A 17,361-nucleotide genomic window follows, 5' to 3' on the forward strand; every position below is an offset into this window, starting at 1 on the left:
AACCTAAGTATGTGAAATGGTGAAAAACACCAATAAAATACGTATTTTGTCATAATTTGTTGATGTTAGACCTATATCTTTCATAGTGAACAATAGTCGCGAATGGAACAGAGCTAATCATGTCGACAAAGATCAAACCCTCGGACGCTGCGCCATCAGACCTTCTCGCCAGCCCGGAGCGCTTCATCAACCGGGAGCTTTCTTGGCTGTCGTTTAACTGGCGGGTGCTTGAAGAATCGGCGAATACAGCCCATCCGTTGTTTGAACGACTCCGGTTTTTGTCAATCTCTGCCGCAAACCTTGATGAATTTTATATGGTGCGTGTCGCGGGTCTCTGGGGTCAGATCAAGGCCAATATCAAGACATTGAGTGATGATGGCCTCACCCCGGCGCAACAGCTCGAGGAAGTGGACCGCAAGGCAAACAGCCTGATGGCGGAGCAGACATTGCAATGGAACCGCCTGATCAAGGAACTCCGGCAGGAAGAGGTTTATGTTCTTAGCCCGAAGGACCTCACCAAGCAGGAGCGGATCTGGCTCGAAGATTATTTCAAGCGACAGATTTATCCAGTTCTGACACCGATGGCACTTGATCCGGCGCATCCATTCCCCTTTATCCAGAATCTCGGCTTCGGCCTGTTTCTGGAACTTGTTCGCAAAGAATCCGAGCGAAACCTGAAGGCCCTTTTGTTGCTGCCACAGGCACTTGATCGGTTCATCCGCCTGCCGGGATCAAAAATCCGATTTATCAGCCTTGAAAATATCGTGATGCTGTTCCTTGATCATCTATTTCCGGGATATGAGGTCGCCAGCAAAGGCATGTTCCGTGTCGTCCGCGACAGTGATATGGAGGTCGAAGAAGAAGCAGAGGATTTGGTTCGGCTCTTTGAATCTGCACTGAAACGCCGGCGGCGGGGCAGTGTCATTCGGCTAAAAGTAGATAAGGAAATGCCTCAGGAGTTTGTCGACTACCTGATTAAGGAACTTGACCTTGATAAGCGCGCCCTGATTATCACCGACGGGTTATTGGGCCTTGCCGATACATCGAAACTTATCACTTCGGATCGGCCGGAACTCTGTTTCAAACCATACACCCCCCGCTATCCTGAGCGGGTGCGCGATGCGGGCGGCGATATTTTCTCGGCCATCAGCAACAAGGACTTCATTGTCCACCATCCGTATGAAAGCTTTGACGTCGTCGTTCAGTTTCTTCGTCAGGCCGCCGCGGACCCAAATGTAGTGGCGATCAAGCATACGCTCTATCGGACGTCCACCAACTCACCTGTGATCAAAGCCCTGATAGAAGCAGCAGAATCAGGTAAATCCGTAACCGCCTTGATCGAGCTCAAGGCTCGCTTCGATGAAGAAGCCAACATCCGCTGGGCACGTGATCTGGAGCGGGCAGGGGCGCAGGTTATCTATGGCTTTATTGACCTGAAGACACATTCAAAGGTGTCCGTTGTCGTCCGGCGAGAGGGGCAGGACCTTAAAACCTATATGCATTTCGGGACCGGCAACTACCACCCGATCACCGCAACGATCTATTCCGATCTATCAATGTTCACGACCGATGCACAGCTCGCGAAAGATGTAACATTGATGTTCAATTATGTGACCGGATATGCCAAGCCGAAGGGACTCGAAAAACTGACGCTATCTCCCTACAGCTTGCGAAATTCGCTGATAAAGATGATTGAGGAGGAAGTCGAGCATGCGAAAGCGGGCCAACCGGCGGCAATCTGGGCCAAGCTCAATTCTCTCGTCGATCCGACTATCATCGACGCGTTGTACCGCGCCAGCAATGCCGGGGTCGATATTCGTCTCATCATTCGCGGCATCTGCTGTCTGCGCCCGGGCATCAAGGGAATTTCAGAGAATATTCAGGTGACAAGTATCGTGGGCCGGTTTCTTGAGCATTCGCGAATTGTCTGCTTCGGCAATGGCCATAAGATGCCCTCTGACAAGGCAAAAGTCTTCATTTCCTCTGCCGACTGGATGCAGCGCAGTTTTGACCGGCGGGTGGAAACACTCATTCCCGTCACCAACGAGACAATCCACCGCCAGGTTCTCGACCAGATTATGGTGGTGTGCCTTAAAGATAACCAGCAAAGCTGGAGACTCCTTGAAAACGGTGAGTATGAGCGCATTTCTACTGATAAAAAACCCTTCTCTGCCCATAATTATTTCATGACGAACCCGTCTTTATCTGGACGCGGCAAGGCTTTGCTTGTAAAGGAACCTGTACCCAAGCTTGTACCACCAAGCTAGGAAATTTGGTTTTCGTATTCCAGGTGTTAGGGTTTTATGGAAGATCGGGATAGAGAGCTGGATCCCTCGGTTAAACTGTCGGATCGGTCTACTGCTGTTATCGATATCGGATCGAACTCGGTTCGTCTGGTTGTGTTTGATGGTCCCCAACGGGTACCGCTTCCCAAGTTTAATGAAAAAGTCCTCTGCGGTCTCGGCAAGGAACTCGGCACGACAGGCCGACTTGGTGATAAGGCGATGCTGGATGCACTTGCTGCGCTTCGCCGTTATGCCGCACTTGTCCACCATATGGGGATCGATCGCGTTATGGTCGCCGCCACGGCCGCGGTACGTGAAGCCGAAAACGGCTCCGAATTTGTTTCGGAAATCGAGCAGCAATGCGACCTTAATGTTCAGGTCCTGAGTGGTCGGCAGGAGGCACGATATTCCGGGCTTGGGGTGCTTTCCGGCATTCCGCAGGCGAATGGTCTCGCCGGTGACTTGGGTGGAGGTAGTCTGGAACTGGTGCAAATAGCAGATTTTCGCATCCAGGAGACAGCGACACTCCCCCTCGGCGCGCTGCGGCTTTCCTATATGGATATGCCCGAGAAGAAGCTGCGCAAGTTCATTAACAAGAAATTCGCCAAAGCCGAATGGCTGGAGGAGATGTCCGGACAGGATTTCTATGCTGTGGGCGGAGCCTGGCGTGTTTTGGCGCGCTATCATATTTTCAAGACCGGTCATCCGCTGAATATCATCCATAGCTATCGATTAAGCGCGGAACAAATGACCGAACTGCTTGACGAAATTCTTGGCATGTCAATTCAGGAACTCAATGCCGCCAATGGCATTCCCAAGTCACGTGCGAACACCATGCACACCGCCGCCATCATCATGCAAGAACTGATGACGATGACGGAGCCAAAGAATATTATCTTCTCCGGAAACGGCCTGCGCGAAGGGATGCTGTTTTCCGAGCTTAAGAAATCCGTTCGACGCCGCGATCCGTTGCTTGATGCCTGCCGGGACATGGCCGCCGCAGAAGGACGCTTCGCCGAGCATGGGGAAGAAATTTTTGCCTGGCTCCATGATATATTGGGGAATGTTGACGAAAACGGGAAACGCCTGACCCTGGCCGCCGCCACACTGTCTGATATTGCCTGGTGGGCCAATTCTGACTATCGCGCAGCGCAGGCGTTCCGGCGGATATTCCGCGCACCCTTTAACGGTATTGGTCATCGCGGCCGGGCCATGGTCGCATTATCCGTTTATGCTCGATATAAAGGCGATTTTTCCGGACCCGCGACAGATGACAGCCTGCGCCTGCTCTCCGATGAAGAGGCGAAAGATGCCTTGACCGTTGGCCTCGCCCTTCGTCTATCGCATACGTTAAGCGGCGGGACGATTGGCATTCTCTCCCAGACACGGCTGGAAGTCTCCTCTACGGCCATAGCATTGAGAATTCCGTCCACTCTCTCTCCGCTGGTCGGGCATCATGTGGTCAATCAGTTCGAGGCACTGGCCAACAATCTCGAACTAAAATCCGCCATTGATATTATGCCAGATCAATAATCTTGATCTTCCCGCTCTCAGAGGAGAGGGCAATCTCACCATTTTTAAGCTTCAGGGCGTCGTCGCCAAAGACACGACGGCGCCAGCCTTTAAGCGCGGGAACATCGGCATTATCGTCGATGGCAATTTTCTCTAAATCCGACATATTGCAGATAAGCTTCTGCGCAACCTCGTTTTCCTCACACCGGAGCTTCAACAACACCCGAAGCAATTCCATTAAGGGCCCAATTCCTTTTGGCGGCGGCGTCTTCTTATCCATTCGCGGCGCCATATCTGCGGGAAGGTTCACGCCTTCCTGAATAGCCTCAAGGAGACCGCGTCCCATTTTTCCTTCGGCAAATTTAAGGCCAATCCCCCGGACATGGGAAAGGGAATTTGCGTCCTTCGGTGGATTGGATGAAATCTCGATCAGAGCCTCGTCGCGCAAAATCCGGTTGCGGGGAATATCCTGCAAATGCGCCTGACGCTCCCGCCAGGCGGCAACGGCCTGCAACAGGCCGAGGAATTTTGAATGATGATTACGGGCTTTGATCCGTTGCCACGCATTTTCCGGGGGAATAAAATATGTCTCGGGAGAGCGAAGAATTTCCATCTCCGAAGTTACCCATTCTTCGCGGCCGCTCTCCTTTAGTTTTTTCGAGAGGAACTTATAGACCTTTCGAAGATGGGTCACATCCGCCTCTGCATAGGTGAGTTGCCGGTCGGACAAGGGACGGCGTGACCAGTCCGTGAAACGCGAAGATTTATCGATGCCTTTACCGGTAATCTTGGAGACCAATGTATCATAACCCACGGATTCACCAAATCCACAGACCATCGCCGCGACCTGTGTATCAAAAATCGGTTTTGGAACTTCACCGTTCAAATGATGGAAAATTTCAAGATCCTGTCGGCCCGCGTGGAAGACTTTTAATACATCCTCATTCTGCAACAGACGGAAGAGGGGGGCGAGATCAATCCCATCCGCCATCGGGTCGACAATCGCCGATTCATCATCGGTCGCCAATTGAACCAGACAAAGAATTGGCCAAAAGGTGTTTTCGCGCAAAAATTCTGTATCAATCGTGAAATAGGGATATTTTTCGAACCGTGTTACCAGTTCTTCAAGGTCCGCTGTTGTTTTTATTATCTGCATTGAGTTTCAGTGCCCTTTCCCAACAAAACACGCCCGGGGGCACCCAAACGCTACTTGTTACATTGCAAAGTTCTATTCTTGGTAAGATAGCTGATAATTCCCAATAAAGGAAGGTTGGCGACAGGCGAAAAACCATGTAATACAGGCCCTCATTATCAAATACGGCCCTTTGCGGCCCCGAAGATTTTATAAGAGAGTAACGATGCATAGCTACCGAACCCATACTTGCGCGGAACTGCGCGAGAGTGATGTTGGCGAAACCGTCCGGCTGTCTGGCTGGGTTCACCGCAAGCGCGACCATGGCAACCTTCTGTTTGTCGATCTGCGCGATCATTACGGTATCACCCAATGTGTGATCGAACATGATGTCGCTAATTTCGAGGCCGTGGAAAGCCTGCGGTCCGAGAGCGTCATCACCATCACGGGGAAAGTGGTAGCCCGGAGCGACGAGACGGTGAACTCGAACCTGCCAACCGGTGCAATTGAAGTCGATATCGAAGAATTCGCGCTTCAGTCCGCAGCGGATGAACTTCCCATGCCGGTCTTTGGCGAGCAGGAATATCCGGAGGATATCCGCTTGCGTCATCGCTATCTTGATTTGCGCCGCGATCGGCTGCACCAAAATATCGTGCTTCGTTCCAATGTTATCTCCGAATTACGCAATCAAATGGTTGGCCAGGGATTTCAGGAATTCCAGACCCCTATCCTGACGGCATCATCGCCCGAAGGCGCGCGCGACTTTCTCGTACCGAGCCGCATCCATCCGGGCCAGTTCTATGCCCTGCCGCAGGCGCCGCAGCAGTTCAAGCAGTTGATCATGATGTCCGGCTTTGACCGATATTTCCAGATCGCGCCCTGCTTCCGTGATGAAGATGCCCGCGCAGACCGTAGTCCGGGTGAGTTTTACCAGCTCGATATCGAGATGGCGTTCGTGACACAGGAAGACGTCTTCGCCGCTGTTGAACCCGTCCTGACGGAGGTATTCCAGAAGTTCGCAGGTGAACGCAAGGTCGTCACCCCGTTTGAGCGGATTCCCTTTGATGAAGCTATGCTGAAATACGGCACGGACAAGCCGGACCTTCGCAACCCGATTATCATTAGTGATGCGACCGAACCCTTTACAGGCTCAGGCTTCGGGCTGTTTGCCAAGAATATCGAGAAAGGTTCCGTCGTCAGGGCCATTCCCGCGCCAGGGGCGGCTGACCGCCCGCGCAGCTTCTTTGACAAGATGAATGACTGGGCCCGCAAAGAAGGCGCTGGCGGCCTCGGTTATATTATCTTCAAGGAAGGTGAGGCCAAAGGACCGATCGCGAAGAACCTTGATGAAGAACGTATTGCGAAAATCCGCGAGTTAACTGGCGTAGGTGAGGGAGATGCTGTTTTCTTTGCCTGTGACAAGGCTGCGGGTGCCGCCGATATTGCCGGCAAGGCGCGCGTTCGCATTGGCGAAGAGCTCGATATATCCGAGAAGGACGTCTTCCGCTTCTGCTGGGTTATTGATTTTCCAATGTTCGAATATGACGAGAATGAAAAGAAAATCGATTTCAGCCATAACCCGTTCTCAATGCCGCAAGGCGGGCTTGAGGCGCTGGAGACCATGGACCCGCTCGATATCAAGGGCTATCAGTATGATATCGTCTGTAACGGGATTGAATTGTCGTCGGGTGCTATCCGGAACCATCGCCCTGATATCATGATGAAGGCCTTCGAGATTGCAGGATATGAAGCGCAAGTCGTTGAAGATCGTTTCGGCGGCATGTTGAATGCGTTTCGCTATGGCGCACCGCCGCATGGTGGCATTGCTCCGGGTGTAGACCGCATTGTCATGCTGTTGGCGGACGAGCCGAATATCCGCGAGGTTATTCTGTTCCCGATGAACCAGCAGGCGCAGGACCTGATGATGCAGGCTCCGGCGGAAGTACCACTTAAAAACCTGCGGGAACTGCATATCCGTACGGTAATGCCACAGCCAAAATCGGAAGAATAAACCTCCCATCAACGGGAGCGATGAAAAACCCGCCCAGTGGCGGGTTTTTTTGCGTAATTTTCAGGCATTTTTCTGATTTGTTAATAAATCAACGGTTAATGTTACCGGGAATTAACCAAAAGGCTGCAAGGTGACTCAAGATATTAAACTAGAAAATCTGCGGACAGAAAAAGAGCGATTTGTTGCCTTTTCTTTTGCTGCAGCGGACTTATTGATTGAGCTGGACAATAACGGGGTCGTCATTTTCGCTTCCGGTGCCGCCAAAGGACTGACCGGCGTTGACATGGCGGATCTTAAGGGGATGCCGTTTGTCGATCTGGTCGCGCAACAGGATAAAGGCGTCCTCACCCATATCCTTGACACTATGAACGTCGGGGACCGTATTACGCCTGTCGTCGCACGGATGGAAAAGACCAAGGTCTCAGCCATCGTTGGCGCCTGCAAGCTGCCCCGAAATCATGAACATGTCTTTCTTGCCCTGAATGTCTCAAGTATGGCAGCCGCCCGTTCATCGACAAAATATCGAGACAACGAAACCGGACTTCTCGATCGACAAGATTTCCTGAAACTTGCCGACCAGCAGTTGGCAATTGCCTCCGACGCCGGACAACGGACGGAACTCACGCTTCTTCACTTGAACGGCCTTTCCGCGCTCAAAGAAAGCGTTGGCGATGATGAAATGAACGGTTTCCTCGATAAAATTGGCATTCTCCTGCGGCGTTATTCTTTGGGTGGCGATGCCGCCGGCCGGCTTGATGACGATAAATACGGATTGGTACACAGCCCCTCTGTCAATGGAAAAATCCTTGAAGAAAAAATATCTACCCTGACAACTGATATCGATCCCAAGGCGAATTTTTTAGTGCAAAGAAGCACTGTAGATCTTTCAAAAGGCCAACTTTCCGCAAATAATGCGACACAGGCGCTGATGTATGTGATCAACCGCTTCGTAGATAGCGATCAGGAAGAGTTCAACATAAAATCGCTGGCCGAAGGGATGGATACCCGTCTCGAAAAGACGATGAACCGGATGCTGGCACTGAAATCCGTCTTTCAGAACTACAAATTCAAGCTGGTCTATCAACCGATCGTTAAAATTGCCGACAAGGAAGTCCATCATTACGAAGTGCTTTCCCGTTTTAAGGACGGGGAGTCTCCCTATGAGACCGTTGTTTTTGCCGAAGAGACCGGCATTATCCAGGACCTCGATCTCGGTGTTGCGCAGAAGGCAAAGGACAAGTTGCTGGAATTCCAGAAACGCGGCGACGTGTTACCGAAACTGGCAATCAATATATCTGGATATTCGCTTGAATCGAATATCTTCATCGACAATCTTCTTGCCCTTTATGCGGATAACGACGAAATCCGTGAACATGTCGGCCTGGAAGTCACTGAAACCAGCCGTATTAAGGACCTGCAGAGGGCGGAGAATATTATTCAGACCCTGCGCGAGACGGGCATGGAAATCAGTCTCGACGACATGGGATCGGGGTCTGCATCCTTCCAGTATATACGCGCCATGACAGTTGATTATATCAAGATCGACGGCACCTATATCAAGGAAGTGCTGACCAACAAGCGCGACGCCGCCATTCTGAAGGCGCTCTCACGTCTTTGTCAGGAGCTGGATATCGGAACCATCGCGGAAATGGTGGAAACGAAGGAACAGCTACATGTTCTCAACGTCTTGGGCGTCAATTACGGCCAGGGTTGGTACTTTGGCAAGCCACAGCAGGAAATTGAAACAAAGCGAAAGTCCCGGTCAATTACCAAGAATTTGAAACGCAAGGGGTTTGCCACAAGCTGGTCCTAGAAAAAAGAGCATGCCTCCGGAGACATGCTCTTTATCTTAGGGAGTAAGACAAATAGGTTTAGCAATCTCGAAAGTGCTGCAGCACAACACTTTCTAACCCTTACTCGACGTAAATTTACGTTTTACGCTACTGGTTACACTACTCTTGTACTCTACTGGTTACGCAACAAAACTCTTAATCTGCCAGATTTAAACAACTACTCAAGCAACTGAATCTTTTGTACTTTTAAGAACAACCGCTCGTTCCGCCGCAAGTATCGCATTTCATGCATGTCCCGTTGCGAACGAGAGTGAAGTTGCCGCATTCACCGCAGCTGTCCCCTTCATATCCCTTCATTCGGGCTTCCATCGACCGGCTTAGTTTATCGGAGCCACCTGGTGTTCCGCCGCCAATCGACACACTGGCCGCGGCAACAGAACCGGAGGCGCTAACGCTTGCGGCGGCGGCACTGACCTCGCTTTGGCCAAGGTTTGCCGACATAGCCGATAAACCGCCCTGCAATACTTCGAAATTGTTTGCCCTGACATAACCTGTCGACGCAAGATTGATCACATTGTTAATGGCGGCTCTATTCTCGGAATATTCATCCTCGGTGATTTTGGCCTGATCATCGCCGGTTCCGAGGCTGTCACTATGCAGATCATCAAGGGCAACATGCGCCAGATCATTTCGGCCAAGGTAGGAGATAGCCAATTCCCTGAAGAGATAGTCGAGAATTGACGTCGACATCTTAATGGCGTCATTTCCTTCAACAATGCCCGATGGTTCAAAGCGGGTGAAGGTATAGGCCTCAACAAACTCTTCCAACGGCACGCCATACTGCAGACCAATAGAAATCGCGATTGCGAAATTGTTCATCAGACTGCGGAAGGCAGCGCCTTCTTTATGCATATCGATGAAAATCTCACCAACACCGCCGTCGTCATATTCGCCGGTGCGCAGGTAAACTTTATGCCCGCCAACAACCGCCTTCTGGGTGTAACCCTTGCGCCGTGTTGGCAGTTTTTTGCGCTCAGATACGATCCGTTCCACAATCCGTTCCGCAACAACGTTACTGGCTGCTGCAGGGGAGGCTTGAATCTCTTCCTTAACCTCCTCCAGATCGTCCTCGTCAAAGGTGAGGGCAGAGAGGGGTTGGCTTAATTTGGAACCGTCGCGGTAAAGCGCGTTTGCCTTAAGACCAAGCTTCCAGGAGAGGAGATAGGCTTCCTTGCAATCCTCAACCGTCGCGGCATTCGCCATATTGATGGTCTTCGAGATAGCGCCGGAGATAAACGGCTGTGCCGCCGCCATCATCTTGATATGGCTCTCGACGGAGAGCATCCGCTTGCCGATCCGACCGCATGGATTGGCACAATCGAAGACGGAAAGATGCTCTTCTTTTAGGTGAGGGGCGCCTTCTAGCGTCATGGCACCGCAGCAATAAGTATTCGCAGCCTCGATTTCTTTCTTGTTGAAGCCGAGATGCGAGAGCATATCAAAAGTGTAGTCGTTTAGCTGCGCATCCGAAATGCCCAGCACTTCGCGGCAGAATTCTTCACCGAGCGAGAATTTATTAAACACAAACTTAATATCAAAGCTGGCGCCAAGCTCACTCTCTATGCGAACCAATGTCTCGGCTGTGAATCCTTTTTCCAACAGGACCTGATGGTTGATGCCGGGCGCTGTTTCAAGAGTGCCATGACCCACCGCATAATCAATGATGTCCTTGACCTGTGCTTTGTCATAGCCCAGATGATCCAATGCCTCGGGCACCGTGCGGTTGATGATCTTGAAATATCCCCCACCGGCGAGCTTCTTGAATTTGACAATGGCGAAATCAGGCTCAATGCCGGTGGTGTCGCAATCCATAACAAGGCCTATGGTGCCCGTTGGGGCAATTACGGAGACTTGCGCATTACGATAGCCGTGGCTTTTTCCGAGTTCAAGCGCGGCATCCCAGGCATTCTTGGCGGCCTCTGTCAGGCCCGCTTCCGGGCAGTTAATCGCATCAAGCGGGACCGGAATAACCGAGAGGCCTTCATACCCGTCGTTTAAGCCATAGGCCGCATTGCGATGATTGCGGATGACGCGCAGCATATTCTTCGCGTTTTTCTTATACCCCGGGAAGGCCCCAAGCTCTTCGGCCATTTCCGCACTAGTCTTATAGGCAACGCCGGTCATAACCGCTGTGATCGCGCCGCAAAGCGCGCGGCCTTCATCCGAATCGTAAGAGAGGCCCTGTGCCATCAGCAATCCGCCGATATTGGCATAGCCAAGACCGAGGGTGCGGAATTTATAGCTAAGCTCCGCGATTTCTTCTGACGGGAACTGCGCCATAAGGACAGAAATTTCCAGAGAAATGGTCCAGATTCGCACCGCATGTTCAAATGCCTCGATATCGAAGCTCTTATCCGCGCGGCGGAACGTCATCAGGTTCAAAGACGCAAGGTTACAGGCCGTATCATCAAGGAACATATATTCCGAGCAGGGGTTCGATGCGTTGATCCGGCCATCTTCGGGGCAAGTGTGCCAATCATTGATGGTGGTGTCATACTGAAGGCCAGGATCGGCAGACTGCCAGGCGCTTTCGCCAATTTGTTCCCAAAGATCGCGCGCCTTGACGGTCTTCGCGACCTTGCCGTCGGTGCGGCGGATCAGGTTCCAGTCACCGTCTTTCAACACGGCCTCAATAAAGCCGTCAGTGACCCGGACCGAGTTGTTGGAGTTTTGGCCCGATACCGTCAGATAGGCATCTGAATCCCAATCGGTGTCATATGTCGGGAAGTCAATTTCGGTGTAGCCCTGTTTCGCGAACTGGATCACGCGCTGAACGTAGTTTTCCGGCACCATGGCTTTGCGGGCGCCAATGATCGCCTTTTTAAGGGCAATATTTTCTGCCGGGATAAAGGCCTCATCGCCCTTGATTTCATGGCAGGCCTTAATGACGTTATTCAGATGGATATTACAGAGCTTTGAACCGGCGACGAGGGAAGCAACCTTCTGCTCCTCAATCGCTTTCCAGCCGATATACTCTTCAATATCCGGATGATCGATGTCGAGCGTGACCATCTTCGCCGCACGCCGCGTCGTGCCGCCGGATTTAATGGCGCCCGCCGCCCGATCCCCAATTTTCAGGAAACTCATCAGGCCGGAGGATTTACCACCGCCAGAGAGACTTTCGCCTGCACTTCTAAGATTGGAGAAGTTTGTGCCGGTGCCGGAGCCATACTTAAAGAGACGCGCCTCGCGCACCCAGAGATCCATGATGCCGCCTTCATTGACGAGATCGTCATCAACGGACTGGATAAAGCAGGCATGAGGCTGCGGATGCTCATATGAATTAACAGATTTTTTCAGTTTGCCGGTTTTGAAATCAACATAGGAATGCCCTTGCGCAGGCCCTTCAATACCATAAGCCCAATGCAGGCCGGTATTGAACCATTGCGGCGAATTCGGCGCGCCCATCTGGCTGGCAAGCATATAGCGCATTTCATCGAAATAGGCGCGGGCATCATCCTCGCCGTCGAAATAACCGCCTTTCCATCCCCAATAGGCCCAGGTTCCAGCGAGCCGATCGAAAACCTCAGTAGAAGACGTCTCGCCAACATAGCGCTCCTCTTCGGGCAACTTGTCGAGCGCCTTCTTGTCGGCCGTCTGCCGCCACAGCCATTCCGGTACATCCTTTTCGGATACCGGTTTCAGGCGGGCAGGGACGCCCGCTTTGCGGAAATATTTCTGGGCAATGATGTCGCAGGCGACCTGAGACCAATCGGCAGGAACATCGATACCTTCCAGTTTAAAGACAATAGACCCATCGGGGTTCCGTATTTCACTCGTAGTCTGTCTGAATTTTACGCTCGCGTAGGGAGAAGAATCTTTATTTGTAAAACGTCGCTCAATACGCATCTCGTACCTTCCATTTACCAGTCATGTTTTCGTCTTTAAACAAGGGGGAATTTTGTCATAAACGCCAGAAAACGCAGGAACGGCAACGGGTCCCTCATTTCTAGCGCCCACTATATCTTGTGGGCAAATCCCCCTCATGGCATAGGATAATGTCGTTGGGGTTTAGCCAAGTCAACGCAAAAATACTACATTTAGTGGCTAAAATTTTAGCTACCGCGAAATATGGCAGTTTCGTGAACATTGACCAATAATATGGTTAACAAGAATTTTAGAAGGCGTTGTACAAAAGCAACGTATCAGAGCGATCGCGATGCATTATGTTAGAATCAGAAGCCGGAATCGCCTGTCTATGACAAGCCCCGTGTAAAAAGTTAGACTGGACGAAAGGCCGCCACAATGCCATATTCCGGGCAAATAACTCAGTTTCTAATTAGCGAGAAGTTCCAGATGGCGACGATTGGCACAAGGCTGTTTACATGGTGGCGCGGAGAGCAGGTCGGAGAAGACCAGTTCGGCAACCGTTATTACCGCGAAAAAGGCAAGCCGACAGGCCCCACAGGGCGGGAGCGCCGCTGGGTCGTGTATAAGGGCAAGCCGGAAGCCTCCAAGGTGCCACCGGCGTGGCATATCTGGCTGCATTACACTACGGACAATCTTCCTGATCAGCAGGAACTGCCAAATGCCGACTGGCAGGAAGAGCATCTGCCCAACCTCACGGGAACGGAATTTGCCTATCATCCGGGTGGATCGATTGTAAAGGGTGGCACGCGCCAGAAGACAACCGGCGACTATGAAGCCTGGAAGCCATAGAATAAGAAGACGAGTTCCTTGCGCCAGTTTTTCGCGCAAGCGGAGGAGGATTAGATGAGCAGTAATATTGTGGAAACCGTCATTGGCGCCGTCGTTCTGGCGTTTGCGACAATTTTCCTTGTCTTTGCCTACCGCACCGCGGATGTAAATACGGGAAGCGGAGGGATTAACCTCTCAGCATCCTTTGACAATGTTGACGGGCTTAGTGTTGGAAGCGATGTCCGAATGAGCGGAATCAAGGTTGGTGCCGTGACATCTCAAACGCTCGATCCAAAAAATTACCGCGCCATTTTGAAAATCAGTCTTGAAGAGAATATCGATCTGCCGGATGACAGCTCCGCCAAGATTACATCGAGCAGCCTGCTGGGGAGCAATTATCTACAACTAACTCCCGGTGGTTCGGAAGATATGCTGAAAGATGGCGGCACCATTTCCTATACGCAGGGCGCCGTAAATATTCAGGATTTGATCGCTCAGGCCATTTTCAGCAGTGGCAGCAGCGACAAGAAGAAATAATCGAATGCTGTCTTACCTTTCTTGCGTGAATTGACGATGGTGTTGCCCGTCTCGTTTCGCTGCCTCCGGCAGATTGTTCTTTTGTCGTTCTTTGGCTTTACTGCGATGGGCGCGTTGCCGCTGGTTGCGGTCGCGGCCGAGCCTCAGAAGGCCGATGGGAAAAACCCCGGAGGGGATATTGTTGTTCTCCGTGCACTCGACAAAGTAACGGCCCGCACGAAAGACCTCTTCGTGCCCATCGATGAAACAGCAATTTTCGGCAGTATTGCGGTCCGGCCACGCAAATGCCTCAAGCGTCCACCAGAAGAACCGCCGGAAACCTCCGCCTTTCTTGAAATTTCCGAAATACATGAAGAGGCAGACAATCTCCCGCTCTTCACTGGATGGATGTTTGCCTCAAGTCCGGCGATCAACGCGCTGGAGCATCCGGTTTATGATGTCTGGGTGATCGACTGCAAGATGTCAGAGCCCGTAACGCCCTCTTCCAAGGAATAGAAATTCCCTTCGCTTTGCAGGCCTTTTTTAAGACGGGAGAGATACTCCAGCCGACTAATCTCCTGCGCGCCGAAAGTCGCCAGATGTGGATTAATGAACTGCGCATCCAACAGCGTAAAGTCGCCGCGGATTAAACGAGCCACCAGATAAACAAGTGCAATTTTGCTGGCATCGGTCACCCGTGTGAACATGCTTTCGCCGCAAAAGACGCTTTCAAACGCAAGACCGTAGAGGCCGCCCGCGAGTTCATCGCCGTCCCAGCATTCCACGCTATGGGCATAGCCCATATCATGGAGTTCACAATACCGCTCAAGAATGATGTCGTTGATCCAGGTATCGCCGCCATCCCCCCGCGGTGTGGCGCATTCCTCCATCACTCGTCGAAAGGCTTTATCCACGGTAACCCGGAACGGCATTTGCCGGATTTTCTTCGCCAGTCGTTTTGGCACATGAAAAGCATCCAGCGGAAAAATCCCGCGCCGTTCAGGCTCGACCCAGTAAAGATCGGGATCTTCCGCGCTATCCGCCATCGGAAAAACCCCGATGCGGTAGGCAGCCAGAATTGTCTCAGCAGTAAGTGACGTCATTATTTACGCGAATTAGCGCGCGGCAATGAATTTTTCCAACCAATGGATATCATAATGGCCGTCACGGAATTCTTGATTATGGATGATTTCCTGATGTAGCGGCAGGGTCGTCTTGATGCCGCTCACAACGAATTCCTCAAGTGCGCGGTTGATCCGGAGAAGACATTCTTCGCGTGTCGCCGCATGGATGATCAACTTGGCGATCAGACTGTCGTAATAGGGCGGGATATTATAACCCGTATAGAGCGCACTATCAACGCGGACACCCAATCCACCTGGCACATGAAACTCCGTCACAGGGCCCGGACTCGCGGCAAATGTATGCGGATCTTCCGCCGTGATGCGGCATTCGATTGCATGGCCGGAGAATTTAATATCCTCCTGTTTCAAATCGAGAGGATAACCTGCCGCCACATTAATCTGCGCCTGAACCAGATCGATCCCGGTAATCATTTCTGTTACCGGGTGCTCGACCTGAAGACGGGTATTCATCTCGATGAAATAGAATTCATCATTCTCGAACAAGAACTCAATTGTACCCACGCCTTCATAGCGCATATCGCGAATGGCGTCGGAAACAGTCTTGCCAATTCGGGAGCGAAGTTCATCGGTGATGGCGGGCGAAGGACTCTCTTCGAGTGCCTTCTGATGCCGCCGCTGGAGCGAGCAATCACGCTCCCCCAAATGCACCACATTCCCTTGGCCATCGGCCAGGATTTGCACCTCGATATGGCGCGGACCGCTCAGGTATTTTTCCATATAGACCGCGTCATTGCCAAAAGCGAGTTTGGACTCTGAGCGGGCGGAAGAAAAAGCCTCCGATAAGGCTTCCTTATTTACCGCTACCTTCATGCCACGTCCGCCGCCACCGGCAGACGCCTTGATGATTACGGGGTAGCCCATTTTGTCGGCCTCGGTTTCCGCATCGGCGAGGGTTTCGACTTCCCCTTCCGATCCAGGCACGCAGGGAACACCGAGCTTGCGCATGGTTTCCTTGGCCGTAATCTTGTCGCCCATCATGCGGATATGATCAGCAGAAGGGCCAATGAACTTGATCCCATGTGCCGTGACGATATCGACAAATTTTGCATTCTCGGACAAAAAGCCATACCCCGGATGAATGGCGTCCGCGTTGGTGACTTCCGCCGCCGCGATAATGGACGGAATATTCAAATAGCTCTCTGTGGAGCTAGGCGGGCCGATACAGACGCTCTCATCAGCGAGGCGGACATGCATGGCGTCCGCATCGGCGGAGGAATGCACCGCCACCGTCTTGATGCCCATCTCGCGGCAGGCGCGATGGATACGAAGGGCGATTTCGCCGCGGTTGGCAATCAGGATTTTTTCAAACATCAAATGTTCCGCCAGTTATTCTAAAATCACAAGCGGCTGGCCGAACTCACACGGCTCTTCATTCGCGACCAGAATCTCGACGACCTTGCCCGCTTTGGGGGAGGCAATCGGGTTCATGGTTTTCATCGCCTCAACGATAAGGAGGGTCTGTCCTTCCGTGACCATATCGCCGGGCCGCACAAAGGGTGCTGCTGTTGGTTCAGGGGAGAGATAAACCGTGCCGACCATCGGAGATTTTACAGCGCCGGGATGGCTTTCTGCATCCGATGCAACGGCCGCAGGCGCGACGGCGACAGGCGCCGCCATTGCGGCGGGAACGAAGGCCTGCGCGGCATCCACTCCGGCGGAGGTAGAGCCACGAGAAACCCGCAGGCGATGATCGCCATTTTCGATTTCAATCTCCCCAAGGCCGGTTTCGTTCATGATCTCGGCCAGGTCCCGGATCGCCTTTTTATCGATATTGAGTTTATTCATAATGTCCAAGTCTCGGTTACTTTAATCAATGATGTCGGCAAGCGCGTCGAGGGCCAGCACATAGCCTTTTGCCCCAAATCCGCAAATAACGCCAGCGGCAACGGGTGAAATATAGCTGTGATGGCGAAATTCTTCACGCGAAAAAACGTTTGAAAGGTGAACCTCTATGGTCGGCACACCGGTTGCCTTGATGGCATCCTGAAGGGCGACAGAGGTATGGGTATAGGCCGCAGCGTTCAGGATAATACCGCCATGATTCCCTGCGGCGCCCTGAATGGCATCCACCAGTTCTCCCTCTTTATTGCTCTGAAAGAAATCAATCTCCAGCCCCAGCGTTTCGCCATGGGCGCGGGTGAGCGCTTCGATATCCTTCAACGTCACGGCGCCATATATCTCAGGCTCCCGTGTGCCAAGCAGGTTTAAATTCGGACCGTTGATAATAATGACTGACTTACCCATACATACCTCTAGAGCTTTCCCCGCG

General features: G+C 52.1%; 13 protein-coding genes. 7 read left to right on the top strand and 6 right to left on the bottom strand.

Going from position 1 to position 17,361, the window contains the following annotated elements:
• The first annotated feature begins 119 nt into the window (after window positions 1–119).
• Both LKE13_RS14115 and LKE13_RS14120 read left to right on the top strand, forming a co-directional pair.
• Window positions 120–2,267 (top strand): RNA degradosome polyphosphate kinase, encoded by a 2,148-nt coding sequence (locus LKE13_RS14115; protein WP_227952034.1) that lies wholly within the window; start codon window positions 120–122, stop codon window positions 2,265–2,267.
• Between the two features lie 36 nt (window positions 2,268–2,303).
• Window positions 2,304–3,818, top strand: a complete 1,515-nt coding sequence (locus tag LKE13_RS14120) for a Ppx/GppA family phosphatase (RefSeq protein WP_227952035.1) — start codon at window positions 2,304–2,306, stop codon at window positions 3,816–3,818.
• Here the strand turns inward: LKE13_RS14120 and rnd are convergent.
• Complete coding sequence (gene rnd / locus LKE13_RS14125) at window positions 3,802–4,953, bottom strand: ribonuclease D (protein WP_227952036.1); 1,152 nt, start codon at window positions 4,951–4,953, stop codon at window positions 3,802–3,804. The genes LKE13_RS14120 and rnd overlap by 17 nt on opposite strands.
• Window positions 4,954–5,155: 202 nt before the next feature.
• On the opposite strand from rnd, the gene aspS reads away from it, so the two are divergent.
• Entirely contained in the window at window positions 5,156–6,940 is a 1,785-nt protein-coding gene (gene aspS / locus LKE13_RS14130) for an aspartate--tRNA ligase (RefSeq protein WP_227952037.1), read from the top strand.
• A gap of 130 nt (window positions 6,941–7,070) precedes the next feature.
• Window positions 7,071–8,753 carry an EAL domain-containing protein gene (locus tag LKE13_RS14135; protein WP_227952038.1) on the top strand — a complete coding sequence of 561 codons (1,683 nt, stop codon included), beginning with the start codon at window positions 7,071–7,073 and terminating at the stop codon, window positions 8,751–8,753.
• 226 nt (window positions 8,754–8,979) lie between these two features.
• On the opposite strand, the gene LKE13_RS14140 is transcribed toward LKE13_RS14135, so the two are convergent.
• Complete coding sequence (locus tag LKE13_RS14140) at window positions 8,980–12,642, bottom strand: vitamin B12-dependent ribonucleotide reductase (protein WP_227952039.1); 3,663 nt, start codon at window positions 12,640–12,642, stop codon at window positions 8,980–8,982.
• Between the two features lie 447 nt (window positions 12,643–13,089).
• On the opposite strand from LKE13_RS14140, the gene LKE13_RS14145 reads away from it, so the two are divergent.
• From LKE13_RS14145 to LKE13_RS14155, 3 genes are read left to right on the top strand one after another with little or no spacing between them, the layout of a single operon-like run.
• Entirely contained in the window at window positions 13,090–13,452 is a 363-nt protein-coding gene (locus LKE13_RS14145; protein WP_227952040.1) for an NADH:ubiquinone oxidoreductase subunit NDUFA12, read from the top strand.
• Window positions 13,453–13,506: 54 nt separating this feature from the next.
• Window positions 13,507–13,968, top strand: a complete 462-nt coding sequence (mlaD, locus tag LKE13_RS14150; protein ID WP_227952041.1) for an outer membrane lipid asymmetry maintenance protein MlaD — start codon at window positions 13,507–13,509, stop codon at window positions 13,966–13,968.
• 36 nt (window positions 13,969–14,004) lie between these two features.
• Window positions 14,005–14,463, top strand: coding sequence for a DUF2155 domain-containing protein (locus LKE13_RS14155; RefSeq protein WP_227952042.1), 459 nt, complete (start codon window positions 14,005–14,007; stop codon window positions 14,461–14,463).
• Here the strand turns inward: LKE13_RS14155 and aat are convergent.
• From aat to aroQ, 4 genes are read right to left on the bottom strand one after another with little or no spacing between them, the layout of a single operon-like run.
• A complete protein-coding gene (gene aat, locus LKE13_RS14160; protein ID WP_415776542.1) occupies window positions 14,400–15,053 on the bottom strand; it encodes a leucyl/phenylalanyl-tRNA--protein transferase in 654 nt (217 codons plus the stop codon). The genes LKE13_RS14155 and aat overlap by 64 nt on opposite strands.
• 9 nt (window positions 15,054–15,062) lie before the next feature.
• Window positions 15,063–16,403 (bottom strand): acetyl-CoA carboxylase biotin carboxylase subunit, encoded by a 1,341-nt coding sequence (gene accC / locus LKE13_RS14165; protein WP_227952044.1) that lies wholly within the window; start codon window positions 16,401–16,403, stop codon window positions 15,063–15,065.
• Between the two features lie 15 nt (window positions 16,404–16,418).
• Window positions 16,419–16,877: an acetyl-CoA carboxylase biotin carboxyl carrier protein gene (gene accB / locus LKE13_RS14170; RefSeq protein WP_227952045.1), complete on the bottom strand. Its 459-nt coding sequence runs from the start codon at window positions 16,875–16,877 to the stop codon at window positions 16,419–16,421.
• Window positions 16,878–16,898: 21 nt separating this feature from the next.
• Window positions 16,899–17,336 (bottom strand): type II 3-dehydroquinate dehydratase, encoded by a 438-nt coding sequence (gene aroQ / locus LKE13_RS14175; protein WP_227952046.1) that lies wholly within the window; start codon window positions 17,334–17,336, stop codon window positions 16,899–16,901.
• Window positions 17,337–17,361: the final 25 nt, after the last annotated feature.

Source organism: Sneathiella sp. HT1-7, assembly GCF_020731145.1.
GTDB lineage: Bacteria > Pseudomonadota > Alphaproteobacteria > Sneathiellales > Sneathiellaceae > Sneathiella.